General features: G+C 59.3%; 16 protein-coding genes. 8 read left to right on the top strand and 8 right to left on the bottom strand.

Annotation, left to right across the window (positions count from 1 at the left end):
- The first annotated feature begins 1 nt into the window (after position 1).
- Complete coding sequence (locus J2857_RS24455; protein ID WP_210012701.1) at positions 2–1,003, top strand: FAD binding domain-containing protein; 1,002 nt, start codon at positions 2–4, stop codon at positions 1,001–1,003.
- Positions 1,000–3,180 (top strand): xanthine dehydrogenase family protein molybdopterin-binding subunit, encoded by a 2,181-nt coding sequence (locus tag J2857_RS24450; protein WP_210012700.1) that lies wholly within the window; start codon positions 1,000–1,002, stop codon positions 3,178–3,180. The genes J2857_RS24455 and J2857_RS24450 overlap by 4 nt, the downstream gene beginning before the upstream one ends.
- Positions 3,181–3,308: 128 nt before the next feature.
- Here the strand turns inward: J2857_RS24450 and J2857_RS24445 are convergent, their stop codons facing one another.
- On the bottom strand, positions 3,309–3,677 hold the full coding sequence (locus J2857_RS24445) for a DUF1330 domain-containing protein (RefSeq protein ID WP_245363795.1): 369 nt from the start codon (positions 3,675–3,677) through the stop codon (positions 3,309–3,311).
- A 112-nt stretch (positions 3,678–3,789) separates the two neighbouring features.
- On the opposite strand from J2857_RS24445, the gene J2857_RS24440 reads away from it, so the two are divergent.
- The gene (locus J2857_RS24440; RefSeq protein ID WP_210012699.1) at positions 3,790–4,728 is read left to right on the top strand and encodes an AraC family transcriptional regulator; all 939 of its coding nucleotides are present in this window, start codon (positions 3,790–3,792) and stop codon (positions 4,726–4,728) included.
- Positions 4,729–4,780: 52 nt separating this feature from the next.
- Here the strand turns inward: J2857_RS24440 and J2857_RS24435 are convergent, their stop codons facing one another.
- Entirely contained in the window at positions 4,781–5,425 is a 645-nt protein-coding gene (locus J2857_RS24435; protein ID WP_210012698.1) for a TetR/AcrR family transcriptional regulator, read from the bottom strand.
- 116 nt (positions 5,426–5,541) lie between these two features.
- Here J2857_RS24435 and J2857_RS24430 point away from each other — a divergent pair, with 116 nt between their 5' ends.
- The 3 genes from J2857_RS24430 (at position 5,542) to J2857_RS24420 (ending at position 7,108) form a co-directional block, all read left to right on the top strand.
- Positions 5,542–6,282 carry an SDR family NAD(P)-dependent oxidoreductase gene (locus J2857_RS24430; protein ID WP_210013032.1) on the top strand — a complete coding sequence of 247 codons (741 nt, stop codon included), beginning with the start codon at positions 5,542–5,544 and terminating at the stop codon, positions 6,280–6,282.
- Between the two features lie 156 nt (positions 6,283–6,438).
- Positions 6,439–6,633 carry a hypothetical protein gene (locus J2857_RS24425; RefSeq protein ID WP_210012697.1) on the top strand — a complete coding sequence of 65 codons (195 nt, stop codon included), beginning with the start codon at positions 6,439–6,441 and terminating at the stop codon, positions 6,631–6,633.
- A complete protein-coding gene (locus J2857_RS24420) occupies positions 6,617–7,108 on the top strand; it encodes a hypothetical protein (protein WP_210012696.1) in 492 nt (163 codons plus the stop codon). Before J2857_RS24425 ends, J2857_RS24420 begins: the two co-directional genes overlap by 17 nt.
- Positions 7,109–7,512: 404 nt before the next feature.
- Here J2857_RS24420 and J2857_RS24415 read toward each other — a convergent pair whose 3' ends face one another.
- From J2857_RS24415 to J2857_RS24405, 3 genes are read right to left on the bottom strand one after another with little or no spacing between them, the layout of a single operon-like run.
- Positions 7,513–8,097 (bottom strand): intradiol ring-cleavage dioxygenase, encoded by a 585-nt coding sequence (locus J2857_RS24415; RefSeq protein ID WP_210012695.1) that lies wholly within the window; start codon positions 8,095–8,097, stop codon positions 7,513–7,515.
- Positions 8,098–8,150: 53 nt separating this feature from the next.
- Complete coding sequence (locus J2857_RS24410; protein ID WP_210012694.1) at positions 8,151–9,233, bottom strand: aldo/keto reductase; 1,083 nt, start codon at positions 9,231–9,233, stop codon at positions 8,151–8,153.
- Between the two features lie 25 nt (positions 9,234–9,258).
- Positions 9,259–10,251 (bottom strand): MBL fold metallo-hydrolase, encoded by a 993-nt coding sequence (locus J2857_RS24405; protein ID WP_210012693.1) that lies wholly within the window; start codon positions 10,249–10,251, stop codon positions 9,259–9,261.
- A 171-nt stretch (positions 10,252–10,422) separates the two neighbouring features.
- Between J2857_RS24405 and J2857_RS24400 the strand changes: the two genes are divergently transcribed.
- Both J2857_RS24400 and J2857_RS24395 read left to right on the top strand, forming a co-directional pair.
- Positions 10,423–11,364, top strand: a complete 942-nt coding sequence (locus tag J2857_RS24400) for a LysR family transcriptional regulator (protein ID WP_210012692.1) — start codon at positions 10,423–10,425, stop codon at positions 11,362–11,364.
- Positions 11,365–11,437: 73 nt separating this feature from the next.
- A complete protein-coding gene (locus tag J2857_RS24395) occupies positions 11,438–11,815 on the top strand; it encodes an NmrA family NAD(P)-binding protein (RefSeq protein ID WP_210012691.1) in 378 nt (125 codons plus the stop codon).
- A 144-nt stretch (positions 11,816–11,959) separates the two neighbouring features.
- On the opposite strand, the gene J2857_RS24390 is transcribed toward J2857_RS24395, so the two are convergent.
- From J2857_RS24390 to J2857_RS24380, 3 genes are all read right to left on the bottom strand, one after another.
- The gene (locus J2857_RS24390) at positions 11,960–12,937 is read right to left on the bottom strand and encodes an MBL fold metallo-hydrolase (protein WP_210012690.1); all 978 of its coding nucleotides are present in this window, start codon (positions 12,935–12,937) and stop codon (positions 11,960–11,962) included.
- Positions 12,938–13,035: 98 nt separating this feature from the next.
- Positions 13,036–13,530 (bottom strand): lipocalin-like domain-containing protein, encoded by a 495-nt coding sequence (locus J2857_RS24385; RefSeq protein ID WP_210012689.1) that lies wholly within the window; start codon positions 13,528–13,530, stop codon positions 13,036–13,038.
- Between the two features lie 49 nt (positions 13,531–13,579).
- Complete coding sequence (locus J2857_RS24380) at positions 13,580–14,413, bottom strand: SDR family oxidoreductase (protein WP_210012688.1); 834 nt, start codon at positions 14,411–14,413, stop codon at positions 13,580–13,582.
- Positions 14,414–14,436 lie beyond the last annotated feature (23 nt).

The raw sequence follows: 14,436 nt of genomic DNA, 5'->3' as shown, positions 1-14,436 counted from the left end.
CATGAGATCGCTATCCTATATCCGCGCCAAAACTGTTCGCGAAGCGACCGAAGCATTTGCAGCGGCAGGCGAAGGGGCCTGTTACATCTCCGGCGGCACCACTCTCTACGACCTGATGAAACTTGGTGTCGAGCGCCCTCATCACCTGATCGACATCGCATCGCTCGAGGGAGCCGACCGGATCGATACGGGCGGCGACGTTCTGTTCTTTGGTGCTGGAGCGCTTATGGCCGACGTTGCCGAAGATGAAGTCGTCCGCCGCGACTACCCGGTATTGGCCGAGAGCCTCTCGAAAGCCGCCTCTCAACAGCTTCGCAACATGGCAACTGTCGGCGGTAACCTGCTGCAGCGAACGCGGTGTCCCTATTTTCGGAACGGAACAATCGGCGCCTATCCCTGCAACAAGCGGGAGCCAGGTTCCGGATGCGCGGCGATCGGCGGGCTTGACCGCACGCAGGCCGTGCTGGGCGTCAGCGATGCTTGTACGGCCGTGTCACCCGGTGACTGGCCCGTCGCACTGACGGCGATGGACGCAAGGATCCAACTTCAGGGGCCAACCGGAGAACGCACGATCCCCATTGCCGAGTTTTACCTATTGCCCGGTAAAACGCCCCATTTCGAGTTCGCGATTATGCCCGGCGAGATTGTAACCGGGATATCTGTTCCGAAGACAGAGGCCGGCCGACGCTCAACCTACCTCAAAGTGCGCGACCGAGAATCCTATGCTTTTGCCCTGGCCTCGGCCGCCGTGGCGCTAGCGATGGATGGGGATCACGTGCGACGGGCGCATATTGCTCTTGGCGGCGTTGCCACCCGGCCTTGGCGCGCGCGCGAGGCGGAGTCGCTTTTGAATGGTCGAGCGATCGACGCGGAGATTGCGTTGGCTGCCGGCAGAGCGGCATTCGCCGATGCCCGAGCCGGCAAGCACAACGCATTCAAGATTGAACTTGGCGCTCGCACCCTTGCCGATGCCATCATGACAGCTGGAAGGAAGATGCAATGACGCAGGAACAGACTGCTGACCGCCCTCGGGTCGATGCTTATGAAAAGGTGCTGGGTCGAGCACTATACGCGGCAGACCAGCCGATCGCCGGTCTGCTTCATGGGATGACGGTTCCAGCGACAATCGCCAAGGGACGTATTGAAGCGATTGACCTGACTGCCGCAACGAATGTGCGAGGCGTCGTTCGCATTTTCACACATGACGATTTCTCGCAGATCAAGACAACCCCTGCAGCCCGTGGCGCCTATGGCCGACCTAGTAAGGGTTATCAGCCGATGACTGGCCCGATCGTCCGTCATCGCGGAGAGCCGGTCGCTCTCGTCGTCGCCGAGACGCTGGAGGCGGCGATAGAAGGCGCTGAAGCCGTCAAGGTGCGTTATGCCGAAGAGGCGTTCAGCGCAGCGATGGAAGACGACCGTGCGAGCCGCGAGCCGGAGCCCGAGAGCCAGCTCTCGTCCGGTGATGCGGAGACTGCCTTCGCTACAGCCAGTCATCGTATCGATGTCGAGTATCTGCATCCCCAACAGCATCACAACCCTATTGAACTCATTTCGACGACCGCCGCGTTCGAGGATGGCGAGCTCAGGATTTATGAGGGAACGCAGGCGGCGTCGGCTTTCGCTGGCGGCCTTGCCGGCATGATGGGAATGGACCCAACCCGCCTGCGTGGCGTTAGCCCCTACACCGGCGGAGGTTTCGGACAAAAGAACGGCATTCAGGAGCAAAGTGTGCTTGTTGCAAGCGCCGCCATTCTACTGCGCCGTCCCGTGAAACTCGTAATGCCCCGCGGTCAGCTGTTCCATACCGCATCCTATCGCCCAAGAAGCCGCCACCGCGTTCGGCTCGGTGCAGACGAACAAGGGCGCTTGCTCGCAGGGCTTTATGAAACGGTCCAGCAGAACAGCCGGTATGATGGATTTGGGTGTGAGCACGGCGCCAATCCTCCGCGCATGTATGGCTATGGTGCCTGGCTGGGAAGTGACCGCATCGTCCGGGTCGATACCCAGACCCCCGGCCATCAGCGCGCGCCCCATGAACATCCCTCGAGCTATGCGACCGAATGCGCGATGGATGAGCTTGCCGAGGCTGTCGGAATGGATCCCGTTGAGCTCCGTATTGCAAACGACGCTCAAAGGGATCCGATCACAGGCAAACCATTCTCATCGCGCCATCTCGCGGACTGTTTGAGGCGCGGCGCGGAATTGTTTGACTGGAACCGACGTTCGCGCGAGCCGGGCGCGTTGGTCGCGGAGAATGGCGACCTCATAGGTCTTGGCGTCGCATGCGGGAGTTACAAGGGGTCGATGACGCCCGCTGTGACAACGCTTCGTCTTTTCGCAAGCGGAAGATGCGAAATCGCAACGTCCGGTCACGAGATGGGACAAGGCATCCGCAGCGTTATTGCAGCAGAGCTCATTGATGTTCTCGGCGTCGATCCAGAGAAACTGGATATCCGCATCGGCGACACCGGACATGCGCCTCAGCATGTAACCGCCGGTTCATGGGGGACGGGCAGCGCTGCGCCAGCAGCGCGAAGCGCCGCCGTGAAACTGCGCGAAGAGCTTAACCTTCTGACCGGCAGCGCATTGTCGGAAGAACCGATTCATCTCCAGCTTGCCCGGACCCGCCGTCCCGTCCTGGAGGTCACAGTTAATACGATCCCGCTCGGCAAGGACGCACAGGTGATCGAGCAATTGCGCAGAGGCATTCCGTCCACTACCGGGCCTGAATATCCCGAATTTATGGCGTTCAGCTGGATCGCCCATTTTGCTGAAGTTCACTTGGAGGCGTCAACCGGGCGCGTGCGCGTCAAACGCGTCGTCAGCGTTGCCGACTGCGGCCGGGTCATGAACCGGCGCACGGCAGAAAGCCAGGTCAGGGGCGGTGTGATCTGGGGCATTGGCGCGGCACTCCGCGAGGTCGGTGAAACAGACCCTCGCTTCGGCGGTGTGCTCAACAACGATCTTGCCGAATATGTCGTACCAGTCAACGCCGACATAGGCGCCATCGATGTCGATTTCATCGACCAACCGGACTTCAAGCTCAACCCATCGGGCGTCAAGGGTCTGGGAGAAGTCGCTATGGTCGGAGCGACCGCAGCCGTAGTCAATGCGGTCTATAATGCGACCGGCAGACGGATCCGGCATCTGCCAATTCGCATCGAAGATCTGCTGTAAAGCCATTCCTAAACGGCAAGGCATGCGGGACTTAGAAAGGGTAAACATTGCCGATTCTTGTGCACAATCGCGTAACCGAAGAGCGGCACGTTCCTACAGCCTTTCAAATTGCGGGAGTGCCTCCGCCCTCATAGCCTCATGATGCTGATTGGTTGCAGCACTGCTTCTTCCAGAGCCGACATCCGAATCGGATCGGCAACGGCGTAGGCAGGGTCGGCGATCATGTCTACGAAGGATTTCCGTTTCGGGTAGCGCACCAGCGCCACCGCGTCCCAGGATTGACCGGGTTCGGCGCACAGCGTTGGCGCGCCGTCGCCCGCGAAGAGGATTTCAGCGCCATACCGGGCGACGATCGGTCCCGCCATGGCGAGGTAGTCGAGATAGCGCTGGCACCCCCCATCTGCCTTGAACCGAAGCAGATTGAGCATGACGATAGGCTGGTTATCGTCTTCGGCAAGAAAGCGGTCAATATCAGCGGTGGTGACTTTAATCATCATAATTCTCCGGTAATGGGGGCCACAGCCTCGTTCAGTCTTCCCGGCAAATTATGCAATCGTGTCTGCACGTTCCATAATGCAAACCCCAGAATACTTTATCTAAAGCCCAAGAATGGACCCCTTCCTTGATATTATCCGACTGCTGCGGCCGCGTGCCGCTCTTCTGGGTCGCGGCATGGACGCCGCCGGTGACTGGGGCCTGAACTTTCCAGCGCTGGGAGACCTGTTGTTTTGCTGGATAGAAGACGGCACTTGCCAGTTGATACGACCTGGTTGCGATCCGCTGTCGCTGGAAAAGGGCGACTTCGTGCTGCTGCGGACAACGCTTTCCTTTACGCTGACCTCAAATAGGGAAGTAGAGCCATTGGACAGCGTCGCGGCGGTGGCCGCCAAACAGGAGGGACGGTTGAAGCTGGGCTCCGGTCAGGAAAGACCGATTTCGCTTCACATGGGCAAATTTCTGTTTTCGACAGCCAACGAGGATCTCCTGACGGGGCTTCTCCCGCCCATCGTTCAGATCCCCTCTCGTTCGCCCAAACTCCACCGGCTTCACAACCTGCTCACACTGATGGAATCCGAAGGCCGCGACCCTGGACCGGCCAGCGAGTTCATCATCGTCCGTCTCGTCGAGCTGGCGCTGGTCGAAATTCTCAGGATGCCTGCATCGGGTCTTCCGGAACAAACTGTCGACCCCGCCAGCAGCGGCCTGCTTGCCGGCCTTCGAGACCCCGTTGCGGCGAAAGCAATTCGTGCCATGCACGAGAATGTCGGGCGAGAATGGACGGTCGAGTCCCTGGCGAGGCTTTGCGGTGTCTCGCGGTCCGCCTTCGCCACGCGCTTTCGTGCCATCGTCGGGATCGGTCCGATCTCGTACCTGTTGCGATGGCGCATGGCGCTTGCCAAGGAGGCGCTCAAGTCTGGAACGGCAAGGATGGAGGAAATCGCCTTTTCGATTGGTTACAAGTCGGCGAGCGCGTTCAGCACCGCGTTCACACGCGCCGTCGGCTGCTCGCCGAGCCGCTTCGCAGAAAGCTCGTCCCGCTCCCCATAAGGGAGGAGCCTTGAAGCCCGCCACCGTTCTGATTGGCCTTCACTGCAAAGGGTCAGGCCTTGCTCTGCATGCTGTGATAGATGTTGGCAGTGATATTGTCCCAACCGGCCAGGGCGATTTCCGCGACGGCTTCGAGTTCAGCGCGATCTGCTCCATCACGGGCGCGGATCGCCATGCCGCTTTGGACTGTCTGCACGAACCTCGCCAGTTTGGTCGTGTCTGCCGTGGCCTGGAGGTCCCCATCGCCCTTTGCTTTGTCGAAGCGGGCCTTGAGGAGATCGAAACCACCCGCACGGGTCGTTCGCATGAGTTCGCCGAGTTCGGAATGTCCTTCGCTGCCCACGGTCGCGAGCGTCGCCATGCACCCATGCGGCAGATCGCAATCTCCACCCGTCATGGCGATCGCGGAATCCTGAAGAAATGCCAGCGCCGCCTCTCTCGCGGTCGAAGCAGCCCTGAAGCGCGTCCAGACCAACCCCTCGTAGGTCGTGTAATAGTATTGGAGCGCTTCCGCGTAGAGCGCGTCCTTCGAGCCAAAGGCCGCATAGAGGCTCTTTGTTCCGATCCCCATTGCGTCCGTCAGATCGGCGATCGAGGTGGCCTCGTATCCCCTGATCCAGAACAGTCTTGTCGCGGCTGCTAGCGCGGCCAGGCGATCAAATTCCCGCGGCCGACCGCGTGTGGGGCGTGTCGGCATTGGGAGATCCGGAGGGGTTGGAGCTTTATTATGCATCGATCACTGCATAAATTAGTTGACGGCGCTTTGCAATGGGCTTACCGATTTATGCATCGATCACTGCACAAAAGGAAACGATCATGGATTTGCTTGGAAAGCGCGCCCTGGTGAACGGTGGTTCACGGGGAATAGGGGCTGCGATCGCGATTGCGCTCGCCGAGAATGGCGCGGATGTCGCGCTCACCTATCAGCGCTCAGCGGACAGGGCTGCGTCCGTGGTTCAGACTATCGAGGAGAAAGGCCGGCGCGGGCTTGCCATCCGGGCCGACAGTGCCGACCCGGAGGCCATCGGTCGCGCCGTCAGCCAGACGGTCGACACACTCGGGGGGCTTGATATTCTGGTCAATAGTGCGGGCATCGGAACCGCCGGCATGACCGCGGATTTGGCGCTCGCCGATCTGCAGGCCATGCTTGATGTCAACGTTCGCGCGCCCGTCCTTTTTGCACAGGCAGCAATCCCGCATCTCTCATCCGGCGGCCGGATCATCTCGATCGGTTCCTCTCTGGCTGAACGTGTGCCTTTCCCGGGCGTTACGGCCTATGCCATGTCGAAATCGGCGCTTCTGTCGTTCACACGCGGCCTTTCGCGCGAACTCGGCCCTCAAGGTATTACCGTGAATCTCGTTCTGCCGGGATCAACCGACACGGAGATGAACCCGGCCAATGGCGAGAATGCCGATTATCAGCGGAGCCTCACGTCGCTTGGTCGGTTTGGTGAGCCGCGTGAAGTCGCCGGCGCAGTCGCCTTCCTGGCGGGTCCCGCTGCAAGTCTGATTACCGGCGCAGTTCTCAATGTAGACGCCGGCTTCAACGCCTGATTTGATCCTCCGCCTTCTTCGGACGTCGGACTTCACGGCGTCCGATAGCCTCGAATCACGCTTTGATTGCTGTCGGAAAGGGCTCACAGCCAGTCGATGCTTGGCTTAACACCCGATAAGCACAATCGGTTGAAGAGCGCTCAGCGGGAAGCGAGCATGGTTACCATCGACCGTGAACCGCCGAACGGAAAATTGCCGCCGTCGACAATGCGATCGCTCCGCCTCCATGGCATGCTCGCGCACGTTGTCATCAAGTCAGTCGACGAAACGATCAGCCCCGAGCAAGCCGCCGATGCGATGTTCAGGAGCAGAACAACTCAAGGGAATCAATACGATGATCGTTGCAGGTAACCCCAGGATCCCGCTACTTCTGCAGTCTACCTCCCGCTTGTCGGGACAAGATATAGCCCGGGAAGCACAGCAAGGAAAAGCAGGTGGAAATCTCCCCTCCGTCTCTCTTGATCCACGATATGGCTCGAAGCTTGCGGATGCGCTGTGGTCGATGGAGAGCAACGGCGTTGTGTTGGACCAAAAGCCTAACCGCACCGCTCTCAGTAAAGACGAGAAACCCGATGCGGGTGACGAGTTTCTGAAGGTGTCCAAGATGACGCCGGCCGAACGTATCCGCTATTTCTTCCTGAAAGATCGGGAGCTTAATGAAGACAAGCTGGCGGCAATGAGCCAAAAGGATCGAGAGGCGATCGAACAGCAAATCAAAGAGGTTATCCTTCAACAACTCGGGTTGGAAGACGAAGACGGCAAGCCTGACGACGCCCCTCAGCCCGCACCAGAGGGGGATCCCGTACCCTTGGATGCGACGACGTAAAGCTTGGTTAAGTTGAGATCATTTGTAACGCGATTGCCTGAATGATTCGACGACGGCTGAACACAGCACCTCAGATGGTCGCTCGATAGTTGACTCGAGCTACGTCACCTGCCGCAGGGTGGGGCGTTTCGACCGTTTGTTCGAGAACGGCAGACCTGTCGCAGACAGCTAAGCTCGCCGCACGCGTTTCAAAAGTTTCCGTTGGTGATTGCCCGCACGTCTGCAATCAGAGTTGATTGCTTCGATCGGTCGTAAGCGCGATTTCCCGTAGAGGCCTTGAGACGCGCGCACCGGTTTGGATCGGTCATTCAGGCTGTGCAATTGCAATGCACACAATGCACGACAAATCAAAACGAGAAAGTACCAGGGCGACTGGGCCTTCCCGCTATAGATGCCATCCTTCGTCAGACTACGAAATCAAACCGTCCGAACTTTCCGTCACGGGTTTGCTTGATATCCAGGAGGAGTGCCTCGTGAAACAGTCTGTCTCCGGCATTTCTGGCCTCTCCGGGAAAATAGAGTTGAGTGGTGAGGACGCGCCCACCTAGCCGCTGGACCTTAAAATGGAAATGGCGCGTTCGACCGGGATAAAGCGCGGGCACGATGGTGTTGAACCACCAGCGGCCTTGGGCGTCAGCGAACTGGTGTCCGCGTAGGCGAAAACCCACGCTGTCGTAGTCGCCATTTTCATCCGCTTGCCAAATCTCGATGAGGCTTCCAGGCAGAGGCCGGCAGCGACTGTCGAAGACGAACCCCGCGACGGTGATCCGCTCGCCACCGGGCGCGTGGGGATAGAGATCGCGTTCGAGCGGGGAGTTCGGCCTGAAGAAGGGGCCGGCTTCCCGTTCGAGGGTCGGTTCGTCTCCATCGTCACATGCGAGAGTCAGCACCAGGTCGGGAGCAGCCTGCGCGAACGCCTTCATTCTCGTCACGTCGATGAGAGGCAGCGTCAGAAAGGCCGTCAGAAGCGAACGTCTGGTGGAGGGCAAAGTCGGTCTCCCAGTGATTTGTTTTACGGTGACTACGAAATAGTCGCGAGGCGTTACCGCAGGCGCTGTGCGGAATTCGCCTGTGCCTCCCGGATAAGGCCTGAATACATATTCTCTTTGCCGGGATACCACGGCATCGTGCCGATGGAGCCGAAGCCGGGAATCGTGTCCATATGTGCAACCATGCGGGCACGCATGCGCTCGTCCGGAAGCGGGCCTGTCATCGCCTGGACATTATCACTCATGTGGTCGGGGTTGGAGGTGCCGCAAAGCACACTTGTGACGGCCGGATGCGCCATGACCCATTTCAGGAAGAACTGCGCCCAGCTCGTCGCGCCGAACTCCTCGGCGAAACCAGGAAGCGGCCGTCCTTCGACGATTTTCATCAGACGTGCCTTTTCCAGCGGCAGGTTGATCAGCACGCCGACGCCCTTGTCGGCAGCGGCCGGGAGCAGGCGACGCTCGGCATCGCGATTGAAGATTGAATAATTGGTCTGGATGAAGTCGACTTCGTCACGTTCGACGATCGCCAGCAATTGCTCCTGCGCCGCCGACTCGTGGTGGGTCACCCCCACATGACGGATCAGGCCTTCCTGCTTCCATGCCTTCATCAACGGGATGATGACAGGCGCATTGGTGATGCTGTGGCATTGCATGAGGTTGATCGTGTCGCGCCATGTCCGCATGCGCGACTGCCGAAAGCTTTCCGCGGCATGGCTTTCATCTCCGAGATATTCTCCTGTCGACCAGACCTTGTTGGCGAGGAACATCTCGCCGGATCCTTCAAACTCGCCCATGAACTGGCCGACGCTGACTTCGGCCGAGCCGTAGAGTGGCGAGGTGTCGACGACGCGGCCGCCTGCGGCCACGTACCGTTCGAACACCTGCCGGAGAGCGTCGCGGCTATCGCCAGGCTTCAGGTCGAAGGTCAGGAAAGTGCCTAGACCCAGGGCTGTGACCCGTTCGCCAGTGCGTGGCAAGCTGCGGCTCAGCAGATCCGGGTTTGATCCAGTGGCTGGCGACACCATATTCGTTTCCTGGGTCTGCGCCGTAGCGTTGGTGGCGAGTGCCAGCCCTGTTGCTGCGGCACCCACCGTGCAGAGGAAGCCACGTCTATTGATCTTTGACTGGTCCATGGGATCTCTCCTGTTTTGTTAACCGTCAAAAATGCCAGTTGGCGGGCACCCAGGCGTAGCCGCCATCGGTCTTCAGCATCCGGCCGAGGCCGGGGAACGGAAAGTGGAAGCCGAGTACGGGAATGCGCTCAGCGGTCGCCCTATCGAAGATGCGCCGACGGGAGGCAAGGGCCGTCTCCTTGTCGCGGTCTGGGCCTGGAAGCCAGGGCCTATCGACATTGACGACCGGATGATAGGCAAGATCGGCTGTCAGCAGCAATTGATCGTTCCCGGAATGGACAAGGAAGGTCGCCATGCCTGGCGTGTGGCCGGATGCGACGAACGTCGTCAGACCCGGCACGATCTCGGCGCCAGCTTCATAAAGCTCGATATCCTTCATGACCGGTGTGAGGCTGTTCTTGATATTCGCCGCGAAGCGCATACGGAATTCCTCCGGGACCGGCATGTAAGAGAGGTCCGGATCGGTTCGGACGAAGAAATCCCAATCTGCCTTCGGAACAAAAACGGTGGCGCGAGGAAAGGCCTTGCCGCCGTCTGCGGTTCTCAGATTGCCGACATGGTCGGGGTGGGTGTGGGAGATGACGATCGTGTCAATGTCCACAGGCTCTAGACCGATCGCCGCGAGATTATCGAAGATGCGCCCGCCGTTCGGGCCCATGGTCTTGCCGGCTCCGGCCTCGATCAGAATCCGCCGCCCGCCGGTCTCGATCAGCAGCGTGTTGAGGTTGAGCGTCATGTGGTCGGTCGGCAGAAATGCTTGTCGCAGGACCTCCTGAAGCTCGGCTTCCGGCGCGTTACTTGCATAGATGCGGGGCGGGCCACCAATCACACCATCGCTCAGGACAGTCGCACTTATTTCGCCGACGCGGAAGCGGTAGTGACCGGCATTGCCGGCCACCGGGGACGCGGCCTGGGCGTTGGCTCTGCGGGAGCCACCCAGGCTCGGAATGAGCATGCTCGATGCGCCCGCGACAGCGGACAGCATGATAGCGCGTCTGTTGAGGGTGAAGGCGTTCATCGGTATTCCCTTCTGCATTGGGTACTTTCCGCTTCGCTGAATAGCGCGGTCGAAGTGACCGAAAAGGAAGCAGATCAAGCACAAGCGTCAAACTCTGCGCCAACCATGACACGGGTCGATTGTTCTGATAACCTGCGTTAAGTTTATCAGCCTGATTAGGAATACTTCTCAATGGATCCAATTCGCTTGGACAGTTTCGATGTCTTCGTGGCCATCGTGCGTTGTGGCGGTTTCCGCGCAGCAGCACTTGAGCGAGGGGTCTCGTCATCGGCCTTGAGCCAAACGATGAACACCCTCGAGGTGGCCCTCGGCATCCGGCTCCTCAATCGAACGACGAGGAGCGTGTTTCCAACGGAGGCAGGACAACGTCTTCTCGAACGTTTGGCACCCGCGTTGAGCGACATCAGGCTCGCCATCGCAGAGGTCGATGAATTGCGTGATAGCCCATCCGGAACTCTCAGGATCAACGCGCCGGCACCGGCTGTCGATCATTTTCTCTGCCCGCTGGCGTTCGACTTCATGGACGCTTATCCCGAGGTGAAGATCGAGATCATCAGCGATGCGGCCGTCATCGATATCGTGGAACAGGGTTTCGACGCGGGCGTGAGGTTCGGCAAGCAGCTGGCCCAGGACATGATTGCGCTGCCGCTAGGACCCGCGCTTCGTTATGCAATCGTAGCTTCGCCTGACTATATCAGTAGGTGCGGACAGCCGCAGACACCGCACGAACTTGTTGGTCACGACTGTATAAGACGCCGTTTCCCTGGTGGCACGCTCGTCACCTGGCGCTTTGACGAGGGAACCGAAGAGATCGAAGTCACTCCAACTGGACGCTTGACGGTGAGTTCTGCACACAACGAACTGCAAGCTGCGCTGGCGGGCAGAGGAATCGCCCATGTCTTCGATGACTACGCCAAGCCGTATATCCAAACCGGCCGGCTGGTGGAGCTTCTCTGCGACTGGAGCCCCACCTTGCCGCACTGGTTTCTATACTACCCCAGCCGCCGCCTCCCGAGCGCAGCCATGCGTGCGTTTCTCGATTACATGAGGAGTTACCACTGGAAGGCGAAGGATGCCCTCGATCTAATGCGATTTGACCAGCAGCTTGCGTAGAAGCAGATCGGAGCATCTTCTAAATCCGGCGTTGTTCGGCCGCATCGAACTCGCTACGCGGCTGGACCAGTCGATGCAGATGATAGCGCTCCATGATCTCGGGCGCATCAACGCGCAGATCCTTTGCCAGCCAGACCTCCATGTCGGCCGGGTGATAGAACTGTCGGGACAAGACATCACAAGCAAGGATCTGCAAGACGCCTTCTCACGTGCGGCAGGCCACCCTATTCACTACCAGCGGTTTTCCGAGGAATTGCTGAGCGAGAATAACTTTCTGAAACGGCTGACTGCTCTCGTCGATAACGGCGTGGTCGCAGGGATCGCAGACATCGCTGCCCTCGAACGTGAGTTCGGACCCATGTTGAGGGTGGAACAGTGGCTTTCCGGTCCAGGAAAAACGTTGTTCGAAAACGCACTCAGCGCCGAACCGTCAAGTATCGGATTACGATGACGCGTGAAACAGCAGGAGGGATCTTTCCCTCCTGCTGCGGCGAGTAGGCCCAGCTGCCCTGTCCCAATCGCGCCATGCGTACGTTTCTCGACCATACGAAGAATTTCGATTGGCAGGCCAAGGAGTAACTCGTTCTTGCCGACGTCATATAAGGAATTGATAGCTCACCGGCACGAAGCGGAATCCCGCGCCGAAGGGCTCGACATAGCCGACCGACGGGTGAGGCATGTGATAGCCGATAAACGGGATTTTCTCGGACGCCAGCATGCCGAAGATCCTTTTACGGCTGCTGGCAGCAGCGCCTTTGTCCATGTCGAACGACACTTCCCAATCCGGTTTCTGCAGGGAAGCAACGAAATGGTTCGCCGTATCTCCCGTCAGCAACAGATTGCGCCCTGTCGATTCCAGTAGGAACGCCATGTGGCCGGGGGTGTGTCCGGCAGCCATCACGCTTGTGACACCCGGTGCTATCGATGCGTCGGCTCCGATGAAGGTCATCTTCTCCCTGAGCGGCAGGACCTTCCTCTGAACAGCTGTTGCATGCATGGCGGCCGGCGTCCCGGATACATCGGCCGAGGTCCAGAAGTCCCACTCCGCCTGCCCGACAACATATCGTGCCTGGCCGAACGTTGGGCGATCGCCTTCCATGAGCCCGTTGATGTGATCGGCATGCAGATGAGATATCGCGACGATCGTCACATCGGAGGGCGCATAGCCTGATGCCGCGATACGGCTCGCCAGCTGCCCGGTGCCAAACTCCCTGCCTTCAGGCCCGTTGCCGGTGTCGAACAGGATGAGGTCGGTGCTCGTGTTCACGAGCACCGGGTTGAATTGCCCGATCATCCGATCCGACGGCAGGAAATTCGCCTCCATCAGAGACTGGACCTCGCCGGCATCCCGATCGGCACCGAAGGTCGGATGAGGTCCGTCGAATGTCCGCATGCCATCGAGAATGACGGTGATCTCGAACTCACCCAGCATGAAGCGGTAAAAGCCGGTGTTGGTGATTTCCGATTTCGGTGGAGCGGCCGCAAAGGCAGCGCGTGTCATGATCTGAGGCATTGAAAGCGCCAGCGCGGTTACGGCTCCTGCCCTGAACATGGAGCGGCGATTGAAAAGCATGCTTTTCCTCCGGATAGCTCAACTTCGTTTTTGGTCATGCTCGAAGGGCGGACGCTCGCAAGGTAGAGACCTTATGCAAAGGACCACCCGTCGGTGCCTCATTTGACGCGCTGCCATTCGATCCTGATTTCAGTGCCTTCCGGCCTACGGAATTGTTCAGTCATGCGGTCGCCGTCAACGACCAGCCTCAGATCATCACGTGTTCGCACGCTGCCAATCCAGTTCGGAAATGTCGCCCCTTCGACACGGTTTCCGCTGAATTCTCCCTTCTCATCCACGGTGTAGGTTCCGAAAAACCCGATGCTGCGTGACATGGCCATGCGATTTTCGTCGTCCGTACCCTCACCGCGAGCGTTAGAAGCAAACCGCGGGATGTCGGCGTCGGTGAGAACTTCCACGAAGTGCATGTCGGGAGTGAAGACGAGAAGACCGTTGGGTTTTTCTCCATAGGCGGAGATATTTTTCCCACCGGGGTCGATCGTCGCCGACATCATCCGCCAAGTGCCTACTACCTGATTTTCTGCGGCAGTCTGCGCGAAGGCAGAAGACGAAATGCTGAGGGCAAGGGCCAATATAACCGGTCGAATGGACATGTTTTTTCCTTCCTGTTCATGAGGTCTGTGTTTCCGCCGCTGCTGCGGTTCACGGATCCTGCTGATCGGCGGAATTCGCCACTCCGCGCTGCGCCTCAAGGGCAGACAGGCGTGCGGAAAGAGCCTGTGAGATAGATGAATAGGCCGTGCTCCCCAGCGCCAGCCGCAATGGCGGCGCCGCGCTCTCGGCGGCTGATATGATTGCGGCTACGGTGCGCGCGGCATCTCCCTTGATCTCGAAGCTGCCCTCGGCAATCGCCCGACGAACGGCCCCGGCAGGGGTTCCGTCGTAGGTATCCATCGGTGTCGTACGGACGAGATTGGCTCCGAAATTCGTGCCGGTCGGTCCCGGCTCGGCGATAATGAAGTCGATACCAAAAGGCGCCACTTCCTGTGCGACGGATTCGACGAAGCCCTCGATGCCCCACTTGGTTGCGTGATAGAGGCTGAAGCCTGGATAGGCGATCTGCCCTCCTTCGGACGAGACCTGGACGATCCGCCCGCCGCCTTGCCTCCGAAGAAGGGGCAGCGCGGCACGGATCAGATGGATGGATCCCGTGAGATTCGTGGCGATCTGTCGATCGATCTCTTCATTCGTCAGCTCTTCCGCCGCACCGAACAGTCCGTAGCCGGCATTGCTCACGATCACGTCCATACGGCCGTGCTGCTGGAAGGCTGCTTCAACGGCTAAACTTATGCTCTCCGGCTCGACCAGATCGAGCGGAACGACATCAAGGCGCTCGCGGTAAGTCTGCTCGAGTTGGGTCAGTGCCCCAGGGCGGCGGATCGTTGCGACCACCCTGTGTCCCTGCGCGAGCAATTGCTGCGTCATCTCGAGACCGAGCCCCGAAGAAGCGCCGGTGATGAACCAAGTCTTTGGCATGTGAACTCCTCATTTGTTCATCT

The organism is Neorhizobium galegae (assembly GCF_017877055.1).
In the GTDB taxonomy this organism is placed as follows: Bacteria; Pseudomonadota; Alphaproteobacteria; order Rhizobiales; family Rhizobiaceae; genus Neorhizobium; species Neorhizobium galegae_D.
This window is presented reverse-complemented; position numbering and strand designations above follow the sequence as displayed.